Source organism: Roseateles sp. P5_D6 (genome assembly GCF_054049415.1).
The window spans coordinates 267,658-287,741 of the sequence record NZ_JBFUMK010000005.1 but is presented as its reverse complement, the minus strand read 5'-3'; the positions used below and the strand labels follow the sequence as shown (position 1 = coordinate 287,741).

23 protein-coding genes are annotated in these 20,084 nt (G+C 68.0%); 12 read left to right on the top strand and 11 right to left on the bottom strand.

Annotation, left to right across the window (positions count from 1 at the left end; genetic code table 11):
- Positions 1-39 precede the first annotated feature (39 nt).
- Positions 40-699, top strand: a complete 660-nt coding sequence (locus ACXJKM_RS09060) for a response regulator transcription factor (RefSeq protein ID WP_457351776.1) — start codon at positions 40-42, stop codon at positions 697-699.
- On the top strand, positions 696-2,078 hold the full coding sequence (locus tag ACXJKM_RS09055) for a sensor histidine kinase (protein WP_457351774.1): 1,383 nt from the start codon (positions 696-698) through the stop codon (positions 2,076-2,078). Before ACXJKM_RS09060 ends, ACXJKM_RS09055 begins: the two co-directional genes overlap by 4 nt.
- Here the strand turns inward: ACXJKM_RS09055 and pdxR are convergent.
- Positions 2,075-3,499 carry a MocR-like pyridoxine biosynthesis transcription factor PdxR gene (pdxR, locus tag ACXJKM_RS09050; RefSeq protein ID WP_457351772.1) on the bottom strand — a complete coding sequence of 475 codons (1,425 nt, stop codon included), beginning with the start codon at positions 3,497-3,499 and terminating at the stop codon, positions 2,075-2,077. The genes ACXJKM_RS09055 and pdxR overlap by 4 nt on opposite strands.
- 96 nt (positions 3,500-3,595) lie before the next feature.
- Between pdxR and ACXJKM_RS09045 the strand changes: the two genes are divergently transcribed.
- Complete coding sequence (locus ACXJKM_RS09045; protein WP_056193646.1) at positions 3,596-4,039, top strand: carboxymuconolactone decarboxylase family protein; 444 nt, start codon at positions 3,596-3,598, stop codon at positions 4,037-4,039.
- 9 nt (positions 4,040-4,048) lie between these two features.
- Here the strand turns inward: ACXJKM_RS09045 and ACXJKM_RS09040 are convergent, their stop codons facing one another.
- Positions 4,049-4,963 carry a LysR family transcriptional regulator gene (locus tag ACXJKM_RS09040; RefSeq protein ID WP_457351770.1) on the bottom strand — a complete coding sequence of 305 codons (915 nt, stop codon included), beginning with the start codon at positions 4,961-4,963 and terminating at the stop codon, positions 4,049-4,051.
- Positions 4,964-5,081: 118 nt separating this feature from the next.
- Between ACXJKM_RS09040 and ACXJKM_RS09035 the strand changes: the two genes are divergently transcribed.
- The 5 genes from ACXJKM_RS09035 (at position 5,082) to ACXJKM_RS09015 (ending at position 11,626) form a co-directional block, all read left to right on the top strand.
- The gene (locus ACXJKM_RS09035; protein WP_457323358.1) at positions 5,082-5,816 is read left to right on the top strand and encodes an SDR family oxidoreductase; all 735 of its coding nucleotides are present in this window, start codon (positions 5,082-5,084) and stop codon (positions 5,814-5,816) included.
- Between the two features lie 62 nt (positions 5,817-5,878).
- Positions 5,879-7,876 carry a molybdopterin-containing oxidoreductase family protein gene (locus tag ACXJKM_RS09030; RefSeq protein WP_457351768.1) on the top strand — a complete coding sequence of 666 codons (1,998 nt, stop codon included), beginning with the start codon at positions 5,879-5,881 and terminating at the stop codon, positions 7,874-7,876.
- Positions 7,877-8,008: 132 nt separating this feature from the next.
- A complete protein-coding gene (locus tag ACXJKM_RS09025) occupies positions 8,009-10,009 on the top strand; it encodes a M30 family zinc metallopeptidase (RefSeq protein ID WP_457351766.1) in 2,001 nt (666 codons plus the stop codon).
- A gap of 62 nt (positions 10,010-10,071) precedes the next feature.
- A complete protein-coding gene (locus tag ACXJKM_RS09020; RefSeq protein ID WP_457351765.1) occupies positions 10,072-11,136 on the top strand; it encodes an aminopeptidase in 1,065 nt (354 codons plus the stop codon).
- On the top strand, positions 11,102-11,626 hold the full coding sequence (locus ACXJKM_RS09015) for a GNAT family N-acetyltransferase (protein ID WP_457351763.1): 525 nt from the start codon (positions 11,102-11,104) through the stop codon (positions 11,624-11,626). The genes ACXJKM_RS09020 and ACXJKM_RS09015 overlap by 35 nt, the downstream gene beginning before the upstream one ends.
- Here the strand turns inward: ACXJKM_RS09015 and ACXJKM_RS09010 are convergent.
- The 3 genes from ACXJKM_RS09010 to ACXJKM_RS09000 are packed head-to-tail and all read right to left on the bottom strand — an operon-like array spanning position 11,623 to position 12,937.
- Positions 11,623-11,997, bottom strand: coding sequence for a hypothetical protein (locus ACXJKM_RS09010; RefSeq protein ID WP_056193660.1), 375 nt, complete (start codon positions 11,995-11,997; stop codon positions 11,623-11,625). The genes ACXJKM_RS09015 and ACXJKM_RS09010 overlap by 4 nt on opposite strands.
- On the bottom strand, positions 11,994-12,164 hold the full coding sequence (locus ACXJKM_RS09005) for a hypothetical protein (protein WP_457351761.1): 171 nt from the start codon (positions 12,162-12,164) through the stop codon (positions 11,994-11,996). Before ACXJKM_RS09005 ends, ACXJKM_RS09010 begins: the two co-directional genes overlap by 4 nt.
- Positions 12,161-12,937, bottom strand: a complete 777-nt coding sequence (locus ACXJKM_RS09000; RefSeq protein WP_457351759.1) for a tetratricopeptide repeat protein — start codon at positions 12,935-12,937, stop codon at positions 12,161-12,163. Before ACXJKM_RS09000 ends, ACXJKM_RS09005 begins: the two co-directional genes overlap by 4 nt.
- Positions 12,938-13,069: 132 nt before the next feature.
- Between ACXJKM_RS09000 and ACXJKM_RS08995 the strand changes: the two genes are divergently transcribed.
- Positions 13,070-13,396, top strand: a complete 327-nt coding sequence (locus ACXJKM_RS08995; RefSeq protein WP_457351757.1) for a polyhydroxyalkanoic acid system family protein — start codon at positions 13,070-13,072, stop codon at positions 13,394-13,396.
- Positions 13,397-13,436: 40 nt separating this feature from the next.
- On the opposite strand, the gene ACXJKM_RS08990 is transcribed toward ACXJKM_RS08995, so the two are convergent.
- Positions 13,437-13,688 (bottom strand): acyl-CoA-binding protein, encoded by a 252-nt coding sequence (locus ACXJKM_RS08990; RefSeq protein WP_457351755.1) that lies wholly within the window; start codon positions 13,686-13,688, stop codon positions 13,437-13,439.
- A 97-nt stretch (positions 13,689-13,785) separates the two neighbouring features.
- On the opposite strand from ACXJKM_RS08990, the gene ACXJKM_RS08985 reads away from it, so the two are divergent.
- On the top strand, positions 13,786-15,225 hold the full coding sequence (locus tag ACXJKM_RS08985) for a wax ester/triacylglycerol synthase family O-acyltransferase (RefSeq protein WP_457351753.1): 1,440 nt from the start codon (positions 13,786-13,788) through the stop codon (positions 15,223-15,225).
- Positions 15,226-15,396: 171 nt separating this feature from the next.
- Here the strand turns inward: ACXJKM_RS08985 and ACXJKM_RS08980 are convergent, their stop codons facing one another.
- From ACXJKM_RS08980 to ACXJKM_RS08960, 5 genes are all read right to left on the bottom strand, one after another.
- The gene (locus tag ACXJKM_RS08980) at positions 15,397-15,756 is read right to left on the bottom strand and encodes a hypothetical protein (RefSeq protein WP_457325885.1); all 360 of its coding nucleotides are present in this window, start codon (positions 15,754-15,756) and stop codon (positions 15,397-15,399) included.
- A gap of 110 nt (positions 15,757-15,866) precedes the next feature.
- Positions 15,867-16,208: a hypothetical protein gene (locus ACXJKM_RS08975; protein WP_457351751.1), complete on the bottom strand. Its 342-nt coding sequence runs from the start codon at positions 16,206-16,208 to the stop codon at positions 15,867-15,869.
- Between the two features lie 128 nt (positions 16,209-16,336).
- Entirely contained in the window at positions 16,337-16,678 is a 342-nt protein-coding gene (locus ACXJKM_RS08970; RefSeq protein WP_457351749.1) for a hypothetical protein, read from the bottom strand.
- Positions 16,679-16,805: 127 nt separating this feature from the next.
- Positions 16,806-17,579 carry a hypothetical protein gene (locus ACXJKM_RS08965; RefSeq protein ID WP_457351748.1) on the bottom strand — a complete coding sequence of 258 codons (774 nt, stop codon included), beginning with the start codon at positions 17,577-17,579 and terminating at the stop codon, positions 16,806-16,808.
- A gap of 14 nt (positions 17,580-17,593) precedes the next feature.
- Positions 17,594-18,259, bottom strand: a complete 666-nt coding sequence (locus ACXJKM_RS08960) for a TetR/AcrR family transcriptional regulator (RefSeq protein ID WP_457351746.1) — start codon at positions 18,257-18,259, stop codon at positions 17,594-17,596.
- A gap of 143 nt (positions 18,260-18,402) precedes the next feature.
- On the opposite strand from ACXJKM_RS08960, the gene ACXJKM_RS08955 reads away from it, so the two are divergent.
- Together ACXJKM_RS08955 and ACXJKM_RS08950 are read left to right on the top strand one after the other, a co-directional pair.
- Entirely contained in the window at positions 18,403-19,323 is a 921-nt protein-coding gene (locus ACXJKM_RS08955) for an ABC transporter ATP-binding protein (protein WP_056193688.1), read from the top strand.
- Positions 19,320-20,075: an ABC transporter permease gene (locus tag ACXJKM_RS08950; RefSeq protein WP_457323447.1), complete on the top strand. Its 756-nt coding sequence runs from the start codon at positions 19,320-19,322 to the stop codon at positions 20,073-20,075. The genes ACXJKM_RS08955 and ACXJKM_RS08950 overlap by 4 nt, the downstream gene beginning before the upstream one ends.
- The last annotated feature ends 9 nt before the right edge of the window (positions 20,076-20,084 follow it).

Here is a 20,084-nt window from a genome sequence, read left to right as displayed (position 1 = left end):
ATTAACCACTAGCGCCGACGCCATTAAAGTCTGCCAACCATGAACCTGCTGCTCGCCGAAGACGACGCCCTGCTGGCTGACGCGTTGCAGCAGCAGTTGCTTAACGCCTCGTTCAAGGTCGAGTGGGCCGAGAACGGCGCCGTGGCCGAGTACCTGTTGCGCAAGCAGGATTTCGACATCGCCATCCTCGACCTCGGCCTGCCCATGGTGGACGGCTTGACCGTGCTCAAGCGCGTTCGCGAGGCCGGCCGCACCCTGCCCATCCTCGTGCTGACGGCGCTGGACGCGCTGGAGCACCGCGTCGCCGGCCTGCAGGCCGGTGCCGACGACTACCTGACCAAGCCCTTCGACTTCCCCGAGCTGGAGGCGCGCCTGCACGCGCTGCTGCGCCGTGGCCGCCCGGCCTCGCAGACCCAGCAGGTGCGCCGCCTGAGCCTGGACCGCGCCGCGCGCCGCGCCAGCGTCGGCGGCGAGCCACTGGAGCTGAGCCCGCGCGAATGGTCGCTGCTGGACCTGCTGCTGACCGAGCGCGACCGCGTCGTCACCAAGGCGCAGATCGTCGAGGCCTGGGGTGCCGATGAAGGCGGCTCCATCGAGGTCTACATCCACCGCCTGCGCAAGAAGCTTGAAGGCTCGGGCCTGGCCGTGCGCACGGTGCGCGGCCTGGGCTATCTGCTCGAAGCCACCGCGTCATCGTGAACTCACCGGCCGGCCGCTCGCTGCACCGGCAACTGCTGTTGTGGCTGCTGCTGCCGCAGATCGTGCTGTGGCTGGTGGCGGCTTTCGGCGCCTATCGCCTGGCCAGCAGGCATGCCGACGAGCTGGTCGACAGCAGCCTCTTGCAGGCCGCCCGGGCGCTGGCGCGCCAGATCCGGCCCACGGCCAGTGGCCTCTTTGTCGACCTGCCGCGCTCGGCCCAGGACATCCTCGCTGCCGACCCCGACGACCGCGTCATGTACATGGTCAGTTCGCCGCCGGGCCAGCTGCTGCTGGGCGACGCACGCCTGCCGCCGCCACCAGGATCGCCAGCGCTGAACGAGCCGGTGTTCTTCGACGCCACCGTGCCTGAGCGCATGCGCGTCGTGTCGCTGGACCTGCATCTGGGCGCGGCCGGCACGGCGGATTCGACGCTGCGCGTGCAGATCGCCCGCTCCAGCGCGCCGCGCGAGCTGCTGGCGCAGCGCATGCTGCTGGACACGGCCCTGCCGCTGTCCCTGCTGATCGCATTGATGAGCATGGTGGTCTGGGCCGGCATCCGCAAGGGCCTGAAGCCGCTGGCCGAGCTGCAGCAGCAGGTGGAAGGCCGGCGCGCCGACGCGCTCGACCCGGTGCAGCTGCGCGCCGCGCCGCCCGAGGTCAGCGCGCTGGCCGGCGCCGTCAACGAGCTGCTCGGCCAGGTGCAGCAGAGCCTGGCCACGCAGCGCCGCTTCATCAGCGATGCCGCCCACCAGCTGCGCACCCCGCTGGCGGGGCTGAAGAGCCAGACCGAGTTGGCGCTGGAGGCCAACAGCGATCCGGCCCTGCACCAGCGACTGGAGCGCGTGCACGAGAGCGCCGTGCGTGGCGCGCGGCTGGTGTCACAGCTGCTGGTGCTGGCCCGCGCCGAGCCCGTGGCCGTGGCGACCCAGGGCTGGGCGGCGGTGGACTGCGACCGCCTGGTACACGAGGTCACGGCCGAATGGGTGCCGCGTGCTCTGGCCGCCGGCTGCGACCTGGGTGTGGACATCGTCAACGCGGGCGTGAGCGTGCAGGGCGTTGAGCTGCTGCTGCGAGAGGCCCTGGTCAACCTGATTGACAACGCGGTGCGCTATGCCGGCCGTGGCGCGGCCATCACCGTCAAGCTGCGCCGCGCGGGTGACGACGTGTGGCTGGACGTCGAGGACAACGGCCCCGGCCTCACGCCCGAGCTGCGCGGGCGCGCCTTCGAGCGTTTCGTGCGCGGCTCGGCCCATGGCGAGGGTTGCGGCCTGGGACTGGCCATAGCCCGTGAGATTGCAGAGCGCCACGGCGGCAGCGCCGAGTTGCTGCCGGCGGCACCCACGGGCTGCATCGCGCGTCTGACACTGCCGGCCGCCTAGGTCAGCAGCTCGGCGACGCGGCTCAGTGCCTCGGCTATGCCATCGGGCGTGACGCGCCCAAAGCCCATCAGCAAGCCGTCCCGCCCGGCCGCAAACGCCTGCAGCGGATACAGCCCCACGTCCACGCGCCGGGCCAGCGCCGCGAGCTGCGGTGCGTCGATGGCAACGCCCGGCTTGAACAGCGCCGCCTGGTGGAAGCCAGCCTCCGCGGGCAGCAGCGTCAGCCATGGCGCCAGCGGCCCGGCAAAGCCCGCCATCAGCCGCTCGCGCCGCTGTGCATACTCGGCCACGCAGCGGCGCAGATGCTTGCGGTAGTTGCCTTCGGCCATGAAGCGGGCCAGCACGTTCTGCAGCAGGCTGGGGCCGTGCACGTCGGCCAGGTGCTTGGCGTGCAGCAGCGCGTCGCGCAAGGCCGGCGGTGCGATGACATAGCCCAGCCGCAGCGACGGCGCCAGCGTCTTGGAGAAGCTGCCGACGAAGGCCACGCGGCCGTCCGTGTCCAGCCCCTGCAGGCTGTCGCGCGGTTGGCCCTCGAAGCGGAACTCGCTGTCGTAGTCGTCCTCGATGACGACGGCGCCCGTGCGCGCCGCCCAGGCCAGCAGCGCACGCCGTCGTTCCATGCTCATCGCCACGCCGAGCGGGAACTGATGGGCCGGCGTCGTGTAGACGAGCTTGGCGTCGGGCGGCAGCGCGTCGGTCACCAGCCCCTGTTCGTCCACCGGCACGGGGGCGATGCGCGCGCCCTGGGCCTGCAGCAGCCCGGTGATGGGCGGGTAGCCGGGCGACTCTATGGCCGCCACATCGCCGGGCCCGACCAGCACGCGAATGAGCAGGTCAAAGGCTTGTTGCGCACCCTGGGTGACGATGACGTCCGCCGCCGAGCAGCGCACGCCGCGGGCATAGGCCAGGTGTTCGGCAATCGCCTCGCGCAGCGCGGCCAGCCCGGCCGGCGGGGCATGCGCGCCGCCCTGGCCGAGCTGGCGCTGGGCCGCGTGCAGATGGCGGCGCCAGTCCTCGTGCGGGAAGAGGGCGGGCTCGGGCGAGCCGCCGATGAAATCCCAGCGCGCCAGCGGGTTGTCGGCAAAGCGCAGCAGCGGCACCGGCAGGGCCTGGAAGGCGGCGATGCGTTCTGCGCTGGCGAGGCGCACGGTGGTTGCCACGGGCCGTTCGGCCTCGGCCGCCGGTAGCGCGCGCACAAAGCTGCCGCGCCCGCGCCGCGCCTCGATGAGCTGCTCCAGCGTCAGCCGCTCATAGGCCTCGGCCACGGTCTGGCGCGCCAGGCCCAGTTGCTCGGCCAGCAGCCGTGTGGGTGGCAGCTGGGCACCGGTGGCCAGCCGGCCGCTGCGGATCAGGCCGCGCAGCTGGCGCAGCAACTGCTCGCCCAGCGGCTGGTCGCGGTCGATGACGATGTGGAGATCCATCCGGTGGCCTGCTCGATTTGGTCGGGATTGGACTGCTTGGCGCGGCGCCTGGGATTCAACATTCGTGCACCCCAACCCCACCCACCGGAGCATCTCATGACCACCCCCCGCATCGACTTCTACACCGCCTCTCCCGCCGCCCTCAAGGCCATGCTGACGCTGGAAGGCAGCATCGCCAAGCTGGGCCTGGAGCCCAGCCTCATCGAGCTGGTGAAGATGCGCACCTCGCAGATCAATGGCTGCGCCTTCTGCCTGGACATGCACAGCCGCGACGCCCGCGAGGCCGGTGAGAGCGAGCGCCGCCTGCACGTGCTGCCGGCCTGGCGCGAGACGACGCTGTTCACGCCGCGCGAGCGCGCCGCCCTGGCCTGGACCGAGGCGATCACGCTGATCACCCAGGGCCACGCCAGCGACGCCGACTACGCCGCCGCCACGGCCGAGTTCAACGAGGCCGAGATGGTCAACCTGACACTGGCGATCACGACCATCAATGCCTGGAACCGCTTCGCCATCGGCTTCCGCAAGGCATTGCCCGCCTGAGCGGCCTGATCAGGCGTAGCCGTCCACGCCATTGACGAGCCGCGCGCACAGCCGCGGCTCGCCGAGCTTTTCCAGCCACCAGGCTAGCGCCCGGCCGTCCCCGGCGCGCCAGCCCAGGTAAAGCGTGTTGGGCTCGCGCGGCACGCTGGCCTGCTTGGCCACCAGCTCGCCACGCTTGAGCAGCGAGGCCACGCGCACCTCCGGCAGCCAGCCCACGCCCAGCCCGGCGCGTTGGGCGGCAATCTTGGCCGTCATGCTCGGCACGGCCAGCGTGGCCTGGCCGGCGCCGTGGCCATAGGCTCGGCCATCGCCACGGCGCGAGCTGTCGGCCACGACGATGGCGCGGTGGGCCTGCATCTGCTCGGCCGTCAGCGGCCCCTTGACCTTGGCAAGCGGGTGGCGGGGTGACACCGCGTAGACCCAGCTCAGAACGCCCAGCTCACGCCACTGCACACCGGCCTGCGTGGGCGGCTCGTTCGTCGCGCCGATGACGAGGTCGGCTCGGCCCTCGGCCAGCGCCTCCCAGGTGCCCCCCAGCACCTCGTGCGTGATGCGCAGGCTCACGCCCGAAGCCAGCGCATCAAAGTCCTGGATGACCGGCATCAGGCTCTCGAAGGCGATCAGCTCGTCGGTGACGATCCACAGCCGGTCCTCCCAACCTTTGGCCACCTGCGTGACGCGCCGCGTCAGGCGCTGCATGTCGTCGCGCAGCCGCGTGGCCTCGCGCACCAGCAGGGCGCCGGCGGGCGTGAGCTGCAGCCGGTAGCGGCGACGGTCGAAGAGCAGGGCGTCGAAGCGGGTCTCGATCTGGCGCAGCGTGTACGACACGGTCGACGGCGCCTTGCCCAGGCTGGCCGCGGCGCGCGTCAGGCTGCCGCTGGCCCCGATGGCCTCCATCAACTGGATCTCGTCGTCGCTGAGCATGATGTTCGAAAGCCTTGCACGAGTCGGCCAACACGGCCGTGCGTCAAAAGGGACGCTGAATCCGAGTATCGAGTCCACGGCAAACAAGCCGCTAACCGCAGACCCAAAGGAAACCATCATGTCTTCACGCTTCACCAACAAGACCGTCCTCGTCACCGGCGGCACCTCCGGCATCGGCCTGGCCGCCGCCCGCGCCTTCAAGGCCGAAGGCGCCCACGTCATCGTCACCGCCCGCCCGGGCAAGCAGCACGAGACCGAAGGCTTCGAGCTGGTGGCGCTGGATGCGTCTGACGTGCTCGGCGCCCGCGCGCTGGGTGCCCACCTCGCCGCCGCCGGCCGTCAGCTGGATGCCGTGTTCGTCAACGCCGGCATCGCCGAGTTCGCATCCCTGGCCGATGCCAGCGAAGACCTGTGGGACCGCACGTTCAACACCAATGCCAAGGGCGCCTTCTTCCTGATCCAGGCGCTGCGCCCGGTGCTGGCCCGCGGCGCGTCCATCGTGCTGAACGGCTCCATCAATGCCCATATCGGCATGCCCAACTCGGCCATCTACGCCGCCAGCAAGGCCGCGCTGATCTCGATGGCCAAGACGCTGTCGGCCGAGTTGCTGCCGCAGGGCGCGCGCGTCAACGTCATCAGCCCGGGCCCGGTGACCACGCCGCTGTACGGCAAGCTGGGCTTCGACGCCGACACRCTGACGCAGGTCGCCGCGCAGATCCAGAGCCAGGTGCCACTGGGCCGCTTCGGCACACCGCAGGAGATTGCGTCCACGGTGCTGCACCTGGCCGCGCCTGAGTCGGCCTTCATCGTCGGCAGCGAGATCGTTGTCGATGGGGGTATGAGCCAACTTTGAGCAGGGGGCGGTGCGGATTGCGACAATCGCGGCTCAGCCTGATTTGCGATTGCCTGATCGACATGCACACCCGTACCGTCTTCGGCGCCTGCCCCCACGACTGCCCCGACACCTGCGCGATGCAGATCACCGTCGAAAACGAACGCGTGATCAAGGTGCAGGGCCGCGCCGACCACCCCAACACGCACGGCGCGCTGTGTACCAAGGTGTCGCGCTAYCCCGAGCGCACCTACCACCCCGAGCGMSTGCTGCAYCCGCTGAAGAGGGTCAGCAAGAAGACCGAAGCGCCGCGCTTCGTGCAGGTGAGCTGGGCCGAAGCCATCGCCGACATCGCCGCCCGGCTCCAGGCGGTGAAGGACCCGCAGTGCATCCAGCCCTACAGCTACGCCGGCACCATGGGCCTGATCCAGGGCGAGGCCATGGCCGGCCGGCTGTGGAACGCGCTCGGCGCTGCGCGGCTGGACCGCACCATCTGCGCTTCCGCCGGCGGCGCCGGCCTGGCAGCCACCTATGGCCACAAGCTGGGCATGCACACGCGCCACTTCGCTGGCGCCAAGCTCATCATCATCTGGGGCAGCAACTCCATTGCGTCCAACCTGCATTTCTGGACCTATGCGAACCAGACCAAGCGCGAGGGCGCCAAGCTGATCTGCATCGATCCGCGCAAGACCGAGACGGCGGACAAATGCCACCAGCACATCGCCGTGCTGCCCGGCACCGACGGTGCGCTGGCCCTGGGCCTGATGCATGAGCTGATCCAAAACGGCTGGCTGGACCAGGACTACATCGACAACCACGTCGACGGCTGGGACGAACTGCGCGGCAAGGCCCTGGACTGGCCGCCCGAGCGCGTCGCCGAGGTCTGCGGCGTCACGCCCGACGAAGTGCGCGGTCTGGCCCGCGACTACGCGACCACGACACCCGCCGCCATCCGCATGAACTACGGCCTGCAGCGCGTTCGCGGTGGCGGCAATGCGGTGCGGCTGATCGCGCTGCTGCCCTGCCTGACCGGCGCCTGGCGCCACCAGAGCGGTGGCGTGCTGCTGTCGGCCTCGGGCTGGAACGCGCCGTACAAGAACCCGGATCTGGAACGCCCGGGCCTGCTCGCCGGGCGCACACCGCGCATGGTCAACATGAGCACCATCGGCGACGCGCTGCTGCAGGCCGCCCCGCCCATCGAGGCGCTGATTGTCTACAACAGCAATCCCGTCGCCGTCGCGCCGGAGTCGCCCAAGGTGGTGAAGGGCTTTCAGCGCGAGGACCTGTTCACCGTCGTGCTCGAGCACTTCATGACCGACACGGCCGACCTGGCCGACTATGTGCTGCCCGCCACGACCCAGCTCGAGCACCTGGACGTGCACACCTCCTATGGCCACACCGATGTGCTGATGAACCAGCCGGCTGTTGCGCCGCTGGGCGAAGCCAAGACCAACACGCAGATCTTCCGCGAGTTGGCCGCGGCGATGGGCCTGACGGATCCCTGCTTCAAGGACAGCGATGAGGACCTGGCCGCGCAGGCCTTCACGTCAGACATCGACATGGGCCTGCTGCGCGAGCAGGGCTGGCAGCCCCTGCCCATTCCCGAGGCGCCATTTGCCGAGGGCGGCTTCCGCACCCCCAACGGTCGCGCGCAGGCCGCCGGCGCCGACTACGTGCCCAACTACGAAAGCGCGCAAAGCTCGCCCGAACTGGCCGCGCGCTACCCACTGGCCATGATTTCGCCGCCGGCGCGCAACTTCCTGAACAGCAGCTTTGTCAACGTGAAGAGCCTGCGAGACATCGAGAGCGAGCCCATCATCGAGATGCACCTCGGCGATGCCGTCGAGCGCGGCCTCGTCGATGGCGCCCTGGTGGCCGCGTTCAACGACCGCGGTCGCTATGTGGCCAAGCTCAAGGTCAGCACGCGCGCGCGGCCCGGCGTCGTCAACGGCCTGGGCGTGTGGTGGCGCAAGCTCGGCGTGCAGGGCAGCAATGTCAACGAGGTCACCCACCAGCGCCTGACGGATATGGGCAATGCCCCGGCTTTCTACGACTGCCTGGTGCAGGTTGAAGCTGCCTGAACTTTTCTGACGTGATTTTTGACGTCTGAACGGGGCGGCTAACGGCGCGATGCGCCGGGACGCGTTGGCACAATCCGTGCCCGGCGCCACGCACGAGGATGCGGTGCCGAGAACACAAGGACAGGGAGAACGATGGAGGGCCTCTTCAAGGCTGGGCTGCGCCATGTGGCGGCTGCCTGTGGACTGATGCTGCTTGCCGCCTGCGGCGGCGGTGGAGGCGGTGGCGGTGTGTCGACACCGACGCCGACGCCGACGCCGCCAACGGCGCCCGCCGTGCCAGACCCGGTCGTGCGCCTCAGCGCCTCGGCCACCCAGCTCTACGCCGGCGAGTACGTGCAGTTCACCGCTGGTGATACGCAGAATGGTGTCAACTGGCGCTGGGAGTTCAGCGACGGCGCAGCGGCCGAAGGCCTCACCGTGGAGCGCCGTTTCGCCCAGGCGGGCAGCTTCACCGCCACGGCCGTAGCGCAGAACAGTGCCGGCGTGACGGCGCGGGCCAGCACCACCGTCCAGGTCGAAGCACAGCCTTCGCCAGTGGCACGTGCTGCAGGCTCACTCTTGCCAGGCTGCAGCGGCCTGCACTGTGCGGTGGCTGCGGATGGGGGCTATGCCGGCAGCGGCGTTGGTGTCTGGCGTTTGCGCAACGCCGGCGCCACGTCCCAACTGGTCGACGTGGACATCGCCAACGTGCAGCCTGGGCAGTCCGTGACGCTGGTATTCAGCAACGGCCAGGCCAGCGATGCCACCGAGCTACCGAAGAGCGGCAGCGCGGCGGTGGTCAGCCTGGGCGCGGCACCGAACGCCCGAATCCAGGCTGCCAGTGCATCAGCTGCCGACGAATCCCATCACGACGCCCTGCACGCGCGCATGCTCGGCCTGCAGCAGCAACAGTCGCTGGAGGATCTGCAGGATCAGCAACTGCCTGCTCGGCCCCTGCCGGAGAGCGCCATCGAGCCGCGCCGCCGCGCCCTCGCCGCCGCCGAGGTCGGCAGCACACGCATCTGGAACGATCTCTATGACGATCCCGCCAAGCCCGTGCCGTTCACGGCCAGCGTGCTGAGCACCTGCAGCACCGGAACCGGCCGTCGCCTCGTCTTCTGGGTGGACCAGGCGCTGACCACGGCCCGCACGGTCGAAGCGGCCCAGATCGAGCCCCTGAAGCGCAGCTTCTGCGGCGACCAGGGCGGCTTTGCGCGCGTCATCGCCATGCTCGGCGACGTCTGGGGCGGCAGCGAGGTGGCCAACCGGCCGTGGCTGATCCAGGAAAGCGCGGCGCAGCCGCAGGACGTGAACATTGTCGTCACCGACCACATGGGCGCCGACGCCTCCGCGGCCGGCTACTTCTATGGGCTGAACAACTCCTACCGCTGGCGCAACAGCCGCTACGCGAATTCCAACGAAGCGCTGGCCTTCTTCGTGAACGGCACGGGCCTGGCAAGCAACCCGACCTTCTACGCGTCCACGCTGGTGCACGAGCTCACGCACATGGTGACCTATCACCAGGGCACGATCCAGCGCGGCCTGCTGCACGACGCCTGGTTGGAAGAGACGGCTGCCATGGCCACCGAAGACCTGCTGGCTGAGACCATCACGCCGGGCGCCAACAAGATCGTCATCTTCAGGCTGCCCAGCTACCTCCGTTCTGGTGGCAGCGTGGCCATGATCGACTGGCTGGAGGACGCCGACAGCGCCAACTATGGAGCCGGCGGCAGCCTGGCCGCCTTCTTGAACCGCCGCTACGGCAGCGGCTGGTGGCGCCAGTTGGTGACTGATTGCAGCGCGACGGCCAGCAGCTACAGCTGCCTGGACACGCTGCTGCGGCGCGCCGGCAGCGAGGGCCTGGCCGACGAGTGGGAGCGCCTGGGCAGCAGCGTGTTCGGCGGCATGCCGCAGCGCCATGCGCCCTGGGGCTATGGTTTCCCGCAGGTGCAGTGGGAAGGGCYGTGGCTGATGGGCACCGACACCGCGCAGCAGGCCACCAGCCGCAAGGCTGCGCCCATCAGCGGACTGACGCGCTTCGGCCGCACCGGGCACACCTACCTGGACGATCAGGTGCCGGCCGGCGCAACGCGCTACCAGCGCCGCGGCGTGCGCGTGCCCGCGGGCACCGTGCTCACGGTGGTGCTGCGCTGACAGTTACCTGCGTGGCGAAGCGGGTGGTGACAATCGCGGCTCCGCCTGCACCGCGATCTCGCTTGATCTCTCCACGCGCCTTGCTCATTGCCGTCGCCGCGCTCTCCCTGAGCGGCTGCGGCGCCGTGGGCCATTGGGGCCAGGCCGCCGGCGGCCATCTGGGCATCGTTCGCGCGGCCAGGCCGGTCAGCGACTGGCTGGCCGACCCGGCCACCCCGCCCGAGCTGGCCGAGCGCTTGAAGCTGACGCAGCAGATGCGCGACTTCGCCACCGCGCGCCTGGCCCTGCCCGACAACAACAGCTACCGCCGCTATGCCGACCTCAAGCGGCCAGCCGTCGTCTGGAACATCGTCGCCGCGCCCGAGTTCGGCTTCCAGCTCAAGACCTGGTGCTACCCCATCATGGGCTGCGCCGGCTACCAGGGCTGGTTCGACCGCGATGCCGCGCAACGCCACGCCGACGAGCTGAAGGCCGAGGGCTGGGAGGTGCAGGTGCAGCCCATTCCCGCCTATTCGACGCTGGGCTGGAGCCGCTGGTTCGGCGGCGACCCGCTGCTGAACACCTTCATCCGCTACCCCGAGGGCGAACTGGCGGCCATGATCTTTCACGAGCTGACCCACCAGCGCGTCTACACCAGCGACGACACCGGCTTCAACGAGGCCTATGCCACCGCCGTCGAGATGCTCGGTGCCCGCGAATGGCTGGCGGCCAAGCCCGAGGCCCTGGCTGCCTTCGAGGCCGGGCGGGCGCGGCGGGCGCGCTTCCTGGCGCTGGCGCGCGAAGGGCGGGAGAAGCTCAAAGCGGTTTACGCCGGCCCGGCCGAGGCGCGTGCCGAAGCCAAAGCCGCCGTCATGGCCGAGCTGCGCGAACGTGCCCCCAAGGAGGCGCCAGGCTACGAAGCCTGGTTCCAGCGTGCCAACAACGCCAGCTTCGCGATCCTTTCTGCCTATGACGAACTGGTGCCGGCCTTCACGCGCCTGTTCGAGCGCGAAGGGCGCGACTGGGTGAAGTTTCACGCGGCCGTCGAACGGCTGAAGCCGCTCGCGCGCGAGGAGCGTCGGGCTACATTGAAGAGCCTTGAGGGAGGCACTTATGACACTGATCCTGCGACGCGTCCGGCCCAGTGATGCCGCTGCGGTTGCCGAGCATCTGGCCGAGCCGGACATCTTTCCTGGCCTGCTGCAGCTGCCCTACGCCAATGCAGAACTGTGGCAACAGCGCCTGAGCATGCCACCCGCCGCTGGCTCGCCCGAGCTGTTCCTGTTGGCCGAACGCGACGGCAAGCTGCTCGGCAGCGCCGGCCTGCACCCGGTCGGCGCCCAAGTGCGCCGCCGCCACGCAATGGCGCTGGGCATCTCGGTGTCGGCCGCGGCGCAGGGGCAGGGCATCGGCAGCGCGTTGATGACCGCCCTGCTGGACTACGCCGACAACTGGGCGCAGGTTCTGCGCGTGGAGCTGACGGTCTACCAGGACAACGAGCGCGCGATCCGGCTGTACGAGCGCCATGGTTTCGAGCACGAAGGGCGGCTCAGGGCCTATGCGCTGCGTGATGGCGTCTACGTGGACGCGCTGACGATGGCGAGGCTGCATCCGAAACAACCGTCAGTGCGCAGTTAAACCTTTACCTCGACGTTGAATGAGACGCAGAGAACATCCAACTGGCCGCAAGCGTTGAAGTTGAAGCGCAGATGGCGATGCTTTGAATCTGGAGGCACCGAGCCGCTTTCAACGTGCCGAGCGAGCCATTCCGAATGAATGACCTCGCAGGAGCCGTCGTATGACTCTCCTTCAAGCAGTTGCTCAGCTTCTTGCCAGCGGAATGCACAGACTTGAAGGAACTGGATGCGGATTGGCTTTTCTGACCAGTCTTGGAACGTGAGGCTCAGCACACCGCCGGCCAAGCCAAGCTCAGGGTACTCAGCATCGGCGGTGCTGAAGCCTGGCTGGATCGATTCGATCCGTTGCATGAGCGGCAGCGTTTCCCTCATGGCAACGCCTGCCCCCGCGCCGCCTCGATGGCCGTGTGGGCATGGGGAATGTCGGTCTCGGTGATGGGGCCATCGCCCCAGTCGCCGCCCAGGGCCATGCAGCCGTAGACAAGGGGGCCGACGTCTATCAAATGGGTGTTAAGCGGCTGGCTGCTGCGCATGTTCATGCGATGGAGGTGGGGCCGGAATCATGCGCCAGCGGGTGGCTGTTGCGCCAGCCGAACAGGCCGAACAGGCCGGCCAGGACCGCGGCGAGGCCCGCGATGATGGCCGTGGCGCTGGCGACGTGCAGCAGCCGGCGGCGCTGCCTGGCGCTCAGCATGGCTTTGCGTGCCGGAGTCTGCGCGAGCTCGTGAATCAGCATGATCTCGTGCTGGCGCTCCTCGATGGCGCGCGCAAGTTCGCCGCCGTGCTCCATGCGACGCGCGAGTTCGCGCACCGCCTCCAGCTCGCGCTCGCGGATGCGCAGGCCTGGCGCCTTCAGCCGGCTGCCCATGGCGCGGGCGCGCATGTACAGGGCCTTGGCTGCCAGCCGGTCGGGTTGGCAGCCCCATCCTGACTCCAGGCAGGCGGCCAGGTTGAAGGTGGCATCGGCATGGCCTTGGGATGCGGCGACGGTGTAAAGCGCCACGCCGCGCGGTGCATCGGGGTCGCCACCCCAGCCGGCGACGAGGATGCGGCCTAGATGGAATTTGGCAGTCAGGCTGCCCTCGCTGGAGGCGCGCTCCAGGCGCTCACGGGCCTGCACCGGGTCCCGCGGCAGGCCCAGGCCCTCAAGCTGGCAGAGCGCGAACATGGCCAGTCCCTCGGCGTCGCCCGCGTCGGCGGCGACGCGGAACCAGTAGACAGCCTGTTCATGGTCGGGCTCGGGCGCACGGAAATGCGTCAGCCCCTCCATGAGCGGGTCGAGGCAGAGCGGGTCGGGGTCGACAAGGCGCATGGATCCTCCCTGGGCTTCGGCTGGCTTTGCGCCAGGCTTTTCTGCGCCTAAGTATGGAGGCAAATGCGCCCACGGCAGTGGCACCGCCCTTCTCGCTTAGAGTGGGGTGCACGAGACAACGGAGAGCCGCTGATGGCCGAGATCCGCATTCACCGAGACCACGACCTGGGCCTGAAGAAGGCCCGCGAGATTGCCTGGAAATGGGCCGAGCAGGTCGAAGAGAAGTTCGACATGGAATGCACGGTGCATGAGGGTGACGACGGCGACACCGTGGAGTTCACGCGCTCCGGCGTCAAGGGCGAGCTGAGCGTGGCGGCCGACCACTTCGACCTGGTGGCCCAGCTTGGCTTCCTGCTCGGCGCCTTCAAGAAGACGATCGAGGGCGAGATCGAGAAGGAACTCGATGCGCTGCTGGCGGCCGGCAAGAAGAAGGCACCGGCCAAAAAGAAACCGGCTTGAGCACAGGCCCAGCCGGTTCTTGGGCGCCGACGGCGCCGGTTTACTTCAGGGATTCGATGAGGTCGATGTACTGCTGCATCGCGTCATCGGTGCTCGTGCCCTTGAGSTYGTTCCAKGCGTCCCACTTGGCACGACCGACCATGTCGGTGAAGCCGGGGCGCTTGCCGTCGACGTCGCCGGCGCTGCCCTGCTTGTAGAGCGCATAGAGCTTCAGCAGCGTCATGTTGTCCGGCCGCTCGGCCAGGTTCTTGGAGTCGGCGACAGCGGCTTCGAATTGGTCTTTCAGGCTCACGGGGGTTCTCCAGGCTGATTGGGGCGTCGATTCTCATGACAATCGACCGACGGGCCGCCGAGTTTAGGCCCGGCCAATAACGAATCCGAGGAGACGCATGGGCCCCAGCAGCGAACGCATGTCCAAGGTGGATACCGCCTGGCTGCGCATGGACACCGAGGCCAACCTGATGATGATCGTCGGGGTCTGGTCCATCCGCCCCGGCATCACGCTGGCCGCGCTGCGCGAACGCGTGGCCGAACGGCTGCTGCAGTACCCACGCTTCCGGCAGAAGGTCGTCGAGGACGCCTTGCTGGGTGCCCAGTGGGTGGCCGACAAGGATTTCGATATCGCCCGCCACGTCGTCGCCGAGGTGCCGCTGCCCCTGCGCGGCCAGAGCCGTGACGAGGTGCTGCGCGAGCGCGTCGCCGAGCTGTGCTCTGAAGCGCTGGACCCAGCCCACCCGCTGTGGCAGTTCCAGCTCATCGAGGACATGGGCGACGGCACGAGCGCGTTGATTGCCCGCATCCACCATTGCATTGCCGACGGCATCGCGCTGATCGCCGTCATGCTGTCCATCACCGATGGCGGCAAGGCGCCGCCCAAGCGCGCGGCAAAAGATGTTGAAGAGCCCGGTGAGGCCGACTGGCTGCTCGACGCCTTCCTGCGCCCGATCAGCAACCTGACCGTCAAGGCCATCGGCATGACGGGCAAGGGTGTGGCCAAGGGCGTGGACCTGGCCATGCGTGGTGACACGCCGATGGATTCGTCGCTGGAGATGGCCCGCATGGGCTACCAGGCCGTGTCCGACGTGGCCGCCTTCGCGCTGATGCCCGACGATTCGCCGACCCGCCTCAAGGGCAAGCCCGGTTCGAAGAAGACCGTGGCTTGGGACGACAGCCTGGCGCTGGACGAGGTCAAGGCGGTCGGCAAGGCCCTGGGCGCCTCCATCAACGACGTGCTGCTGGCCTGCGCGGCCGGCGCCATCGGCCGCTACCTGGCGGACAAGGGCGACGACCCGGCGGGCAAGGAGATCCGCGCCATGGTGCCGGTCAATCTGCGCCCGCTGGAGCAGGCCTGGCAACTCGGCAACCGCTTCGGCCTGGTGCCGCTGGTGCTGCCCATCGGCATCGCCAACCCCATCGAGCGGCTGTTCGCGGTGCGCGCGCGCATGAGCGAGCTCAAGGGCAGCTTCCAGCCGGTGATGGCCTTCGGCCTGCTGTCTGTCGCCGGCCTGCTGATCAAGCCCGTGCAGCACGCGATGCTCAACCTCTTCGCCAAGAAGGCGACGGCGGTGATGACCAATGTGCCGGGCCCGGCCGAGGCGCTCAAGTTCTGCGGCTCGACGGTGGAGAAGGTGATGTTCTGGGTGCCGCAGTCGGGCGACATCGGCATGGGCGTCAGCATCCTGACCTACGCCGGCCGCGTGCAGTTCGGCCTCATCACCGACACCGGCCTGTGCCCCGACCCCGAGGCCATCATCGCCAACTTTGCACCGGAGTTCGAGAAGCTGCTGATGCTGGCGCTGATGATGCCGTGGGGGCAGGATGCAGCCTGAGATTGCTCTCATTTGGTCATCGCATGGTCGTCGGGCCGAGCGCCGGGCCGCTCCCAAGCCGGCCCGTTCGGCGATGTGCTTGCGGCTCAATGCCGCAAGCATCGCCGTCCCCTCGGGGGACCGATCAGGCTTGCCTGCGTTCAGCCGGGCAAGACTGAGCGAGGGGCCTGCTCACTTCGACTTGGGCACCGCCGCCGTCGTGACGGCGTTGGCCTTCTTGGGCTTGGCCTTGCCGGCAGCGGTGGGATAGGCCATCGTCACCGTGGCCGGGTCGGCCTTTTCCAGATAGGACGCGAACTGCGCTTCGTCGCAGGGCTTGGCGTCGTTGTAGTACCGGTGGTCGCCCTTGGGGCGTTCGCCGGTGAAGGTCGGCGCCACCGCGCCGGCGGCGTAGTAGGTGGCGACGTGGCTGGCATAGGCCTGGGCGCAACCATCGTGCAACACGGCCTGGGCGTGGCTGGCCGGTGTGTCGGCCGCGAAGGCCGGCAGCGCGGTGACCAGAGACGCAATGGTGACTGCGAGGGTTCTCATGGCGGACCTCCTTGCTGCTCAAGGTGAGCCCAAGGCTACGCCTAAGTGCAAGCAAATGCACGCCGCACTGCACCAATCAAAAGGCGCCCGAAGGCGCCTTTGCATCGGACTCAGCCCTTGGGCGCGGAAGGCGCTGTGGCCGGCTTCTTGGCCTTGGGGCGGCCGGCGGCGGAAGGGTAGGCGCGCATGACGAGGGCAGGGTCGGCCTTGTCGAGATAGGCCGCGAGCTGCTCTTCGGTGCAGGGCTTGGCGTCACCGTAGTACTGAGCGTCGCCGGGGTATTTGTCGCCGCGGTACTCGGGCGCATTGCCGGCTGGGTGATGGGCGCTGAAACTGGCGTAGCTTTGCGCGCAGCCGGTGCGCAATTCGGAACGGGCCTTGTGCACGTCAGCGTCATCTGCGAGGGCAACGGTGCCGGCCAGGCAGGCCAGGGTGGCGATGAGGATCTTCACGGCGTGGCTCCTTGGAAAGTCCAGTGACTTTCAACATTAGGTCGGCCGCGCCGGAAAAACAAAAGGCGCCCCGCAGGGCGCCTTGCTGGCTGACGCTTTGAAACAATCAGCAGCGATTCATGGACGGCTTACAGACGGAAGGGCTCGGCCTTCTTCTTGGCGGCGGTCGGGCGGCCGGCGGCCGTCGGGTAGGCGGCCATCACCTTGGCCGGGTCGGCCTTGTCCAGGTAGGCGGCGTACTGGCCTTCGGTGCAAGCCAGCAGCTTGCCGGGCTTGGCTTCGCCCTTGTACTTGCCGTTGGCGTAGACGAACTGATATTCGTTGGACGCGACCGGCGTGGCGACGCTGCTCGTGTCGGTGTAGCTCTTGGCGCACTCGGCGCGCAGTTCGGCCTGCTCGGGCGTGGCGTTGTTGCCGGCTTGGGCGGCAAAGACGGTGACGGCAGCGAAAGCGGGGATCAGGAACTTCATGGCGCGGTCTCGTGTGGGGGGTGGCTGGTGGGGACGAAGCTTACGCCGCGACGCGCTGACTTGCACCCCCGGAGGCACGGGAGATCGGGTCGTGAACTCCGTCACGATCTGCGATCGGTACCGTGAATTACTCCTCAAGTTCCTCTTTGGCCAGCTCGATGTCGAGCAACTCCATCGCGTCCATCGCCTCGCAGGCGGCCGCGTCGGCGTACAGCTTCTCGGCCTCCTTCATGCGCTTGTCGCCCTCCAGCATGACGAGGCCGTTGGCGCGTTCGATCATGGCGATGGCACTGGCCGGGTTGAGCTTGAGGGCCTGCTCGAACATCTTCAGGCCGGTGGCCGTGTCTGCACCTTGGGTGCGGCCCAGCAGCTTGCCGACCTTGTCGATGACTTCGGCGTGGAAGGCACCCAGCGCGATGTGAGCGTCAGCGTGCTTGGGCGCGAGTTCGATGGTGGTTTCCAACGCGTTCTTGACCTTGCTGCCCAGGCCTTGCGCCAGCGCCTTGGCGACGCTGATGCCCTGGCCGTAGCGGCCGATCGCGTAAGCCTGCCAGTACCAGGCGTTGGGGTTCTTGGGCTCCTCGGCCTGCTGCGCCTCGGCACGCTCCGCGATCTCCAGGAACATCTCCAGCTTCACCTTCTCCTTCTTCTCGAGATAGTTGGCGTAGATACCCTGGGCCTTGTTGGCGACCGTGATGCCGGCGCCGCCGGCGGCAAGGCCCGCGTCGTAGGCGGCCTGGAAGTCACCAGCATGGAATTGGATCCAGGCCTGCAGCACCGCGGCGTCCTTGGGGAGGGGCTCGGCGTCACCGGCATGCAGCCGCGCCCAGTGCTTCTTCAGCGTGGCCGGCGTGTAGACGAAGGCGCTGTTGTCGTAGGGGAAGGCAGTCCACTTGGCCATCGCTTTTGTCTCCATCAGGGTTGTGATGATTGGTATTGGCCGGCGAGCTTGAAGAGGTGTTCCTTGGACGCAGGCTCAAGGTAGGGTAGCAGCAGGGAGAGCGCGTGGAAGGCGCCACGCATCAGCGCTGCGCCGGCGCGGTCGGGCTCCAGCGCATGGCGCGGGTCGCGCACGTATTCGTAGCTCAGCCAGTAGCTCACCACCACGACCATCGCGTTGGCCGTCGGCGCCGCCTCGCGCAGGTCCATCTTCAGCGCGCCGCCCAGGTGCAGCCCCGACAGCACATGGCGCATCGCCTGCTCCTTGGCGGCGAGCAGGGTCTGGAAATGGGTTTCGAGGCGGCGGTTCTTGAACAGCAGGTCGTTCAGGTCGCGGTAGAGGAAGCGGTGCTTCCAGATCAGCTCGAAGAGCATGTGGAAGAACAGCCACGCGTCCTCCACATTGCGCACGTTGTCGGCCGCGGCGAGCAGCTCGTTCAGCTCCGCCTCATAGCGGCCAAACAGCGCGTTGACGAGTTCGTCCTTGGCCGGGTAGTGGTAGTAGAGATTGCCCGGGCTGATCTTCAATTCGGCCGAGATCAGCGTCGTCGATACATTCGGCTCGCCGAAGCGGTTGAAGAGGTCCAGCGTGACCTCCAGGATGCGCTCGGCGGTGCGGCGGGGGCGTTTGGGGGTGGGCATGTCAGGAGCGCGCGGCCGCCCAGAGCGGATGACGCACCCCCTCGGGGCACAGTGAATGCAATGAGCATGGGGGCGCACAGGTCATCGGGTCATTCTGGCAGTGATCGGCACCGAAATAGGGCTGACTTTTAGAATCGCGCCCCATGCCGAATTCAGCCTCCCCGCCCGCCATCTCCTTCGAGAACGTCAAGAAAACATACCGGGGAGGGCAGGTGAAGGCGTTGGACGGCGTCAGTTTCGACATCCACTGCGGTGAGTTCTTCGGCCTGCTAGGCCCCAACGGTGCCGGCAAGACGACGCTGATCAGCGTGCTGGCCGGCCTGGCCAAGGCCACCGAAGGCCGTGTGCGCGTCATGGGCCATGACGTGGTGGACGACTACGCCGCCGCCCGCAAGGCGCTGGGCGTGGTGCCGCAGGAACTGGTGTTCGACCCCTTCTTCAGCGTGCGCGAATCGCTGCGCATCCAGAGCGGCTATTTCGGCGTGCACGGCAACGATGACTGGATCGATGAATTGCTGCACAACCTGGGCCTGACGGACAAGGCCAACGCCAATATGCGCCAGCTGTCGGGCGGCATGAAGCGCCGCGTGCTGGTCGCCCAGGCTCTGGTGCACCGCCCACCCGTCATCGTGCTGGACGAGCCCACGGCCGGCGTGGACGTGGAACTGCGCCAGACGCTGTGGCAGTTCATTGCCCGCCTCAACAAGGAAGGCCACACGGTGCTGCTGACCACGCATTACCTCGAAGAAGCCGAAGCCCTGTGCCAACGCATTGGCATGCTGAAGGCCGGCCGCATCGTGGCACTGGACCGCACCTCGCAGCTGTTGGCGGGTACGGCGTCCACGATGCTGCGTTTCAAGACGGATGCCGCGCTGCCGCCTGACATCGCAGCGCGCGCGCGGGTGACGGGGCGCATCGTGCAGGTGACGGCGCATGACGCCCATGAGGTCGAGACGACGCTGGCCGAGCTGCGCGGACAGGGAGTTCCCATCGAAGACCTGGAGATCGGTCGCGCCGATCTCGAAGACGTGTTTCTTGAAATCATGCAGGGAGAGCACGCATGAATGGTGCTTCCACCCTCTTCAAGAAGGAAGTCCTGCGCTTCTGGAAGGTTGCGTTCCAGACGGTCTGCGCCCCGGTGCTGACGGCGGTGATGTACCTGCTCGTTTTCGGCCACACGCTGGAAGACCATGTGAAGGTCTACGACAGCGTCGGCTACACGCAGTTTCTGATCCCCGGTCTCGTGATGATGAGCGTGCTGCAGAACGCCTTCGCCAACAGCTCGTCCAGCCTCATCCAGAGCAAGATCACCGGCAACCTCATCTTCCTGCTGCTGACGCCGCTGTCGCCGTCGGCCTGGTTCGTCGCCTATGTCGGCGCGGCCGTCGTGCGCGGGCTGGCGGTGGGGGCGGGCGTGCTGCTGGTCACCGCCTGGTTTGCGCCGCCGGGCCTGGACAACATCCTGTGGGTGCTGCTGTTCACGGTGCTGGGCGCCGGCCTGATGGGCACGCTGGGCCTGATCGCCGGCCTGTGGGCCGAGAAGTTCGACCAGTTGGCCGCCTTTCAGAACTTCATCATCATGCCGATGACGTTTCTGTCGGGCGTCTTCTACTCAGTGCACTCGCTGCCCGGTTTCTGGCAGGGCATCAGCCACCTGAACCCCTTCTTCTACATGATCGACGGCTTCCGCCGCGGCTTCTTCGGGGTCAGCGACGTGTCGCCTTGGCTCAGCCTGGGCGTTGTCGGGGTCAGCTTCGCGGTCACGGCAGGCCTCGCTTTATCGCTGCTGAAGAGCGGCTACAAGATCAGAAGCTAAGCCGTCTCT

Excerpts from the sequence above, each read along its gene's own strand:
- pdxR (WP_457351772.1), bottom strand. The coding sequence starts at position 3,499 with ATGGATCTCCACATCGTCATCGACCGCGACCAGCCGCTGGGCGAGCAG.
- ACXJKM_RS08960 (WP_457351746.1), bottom strand. The coding sequence starts at position 18,259 with ATGCCCACCCCCAAACGCCCCCGCCGCACCGCCGAGCGCATCCTGGAG.
- ACXJKM_RS08995 (WP_457351757.1), top strand. The coding sequence starts at position 13,070 with ATGGCCGAGATCCGCATTCACCGAGACCACGACCTGGGCCTGAAGAAG.
- ACXJKM_RS08985 (WP_457351753.1), top strand. The coding sequence starts at position 13,786 with ATGGGCCCCAGCAGCGAACGCATGTCCAAGGTGGATACCGCCTGGCTG.
- ACXJKM_RS09010 (WP_056193660.1), bottom strand. The coding sequence starts at position 11,997 with ATGAGGGAAACGCTGCCGCTCATGCAACGGATCGAATCGATCCAGCCA.
- ACXJKM_RS09000 (WP_457351759.1), bottom strand. The coding sequence starts at position 12,937 with ATGCGCCTTGTCGACCCCGACCCGCTCTGCCTCGACCCGCTCATGGAG.
- ACXJKM_RS08970 (WP_457351749.1), bottom strand. The coding sequence starts at position 16,678 with ATGAAGTTCCTGATCCCCGCTTTCGCTGCCGTCACCGTCTTTGCCGCC.
- ACXJKM_RS09045 (WP_056193646.1), top strand. The coding sequence starts at position 3,596 with ATGACCACCCCCCGCATCGACTTCTACACCGCCTCTCCCGCCGCCCTC.
- ACXJKM_RS09015 (WP_457351763.1), top strand. The coding sequence starts at position 11,102 with ATGACACTGATCCTGCGACGCGTCCGGCCCAGTGATGCCGCTGCGGTT.
- ACXJKM_RS08955 (WP_056193688.1), top strand. The coding sequence starts at position 18,403 with ATGCCGAATTCAGCCTCCCCGCCCGCCATCTCCTTCGAGAACGTCAAG.
- ACXJKM_RS08950 (WP_457323447.1), top strand. The coding sequence starts at position 19,320 with ATGAATGGTGCTTCCACCCTCTTCAAGAAGGAAGTCCTGCGCTTCTGG.
- ACXJKM_RS09005 (WP_457351761.1), bottom strand. The coding sequence starts at position 12,164 with ATGAACATGCGCAGCAGCCAGCCGCTTAACACCCATTTGATAGACGTC.
- ACXJKM_RS09060 (WP_457351776.1), top strand. The coding sequence starts at position 40 with ATGAACCTGCTGCTCGCCGAAGACGACGCCCTGCTGGCTGACGCGTTG.
- ACXJKM_RS08980 (WP_457325885.1), bottom strand. The coding sequence starts at position 15,756 with ATGAGAACCCTCGCAGTCACCATTGCGTCTCTGGTCACCGCGCTGCCG.
- ACXJKM_RS09040 (WP_457351770.1), bottom strand. The coding sequence starts at position 4,963 with ATGCTCAGCGACGACGAGATCCAGTTGATGGAGGCCATCGGGGCCAGC.
- ACXJKM_RS08965 (WP_457351748.1), bottom strand. The coding sequence starts at position 17,579 with ATGGCCAAGTGGACTGCCTTCCCCTACGACAACAGCGCCTTCGTCTAC.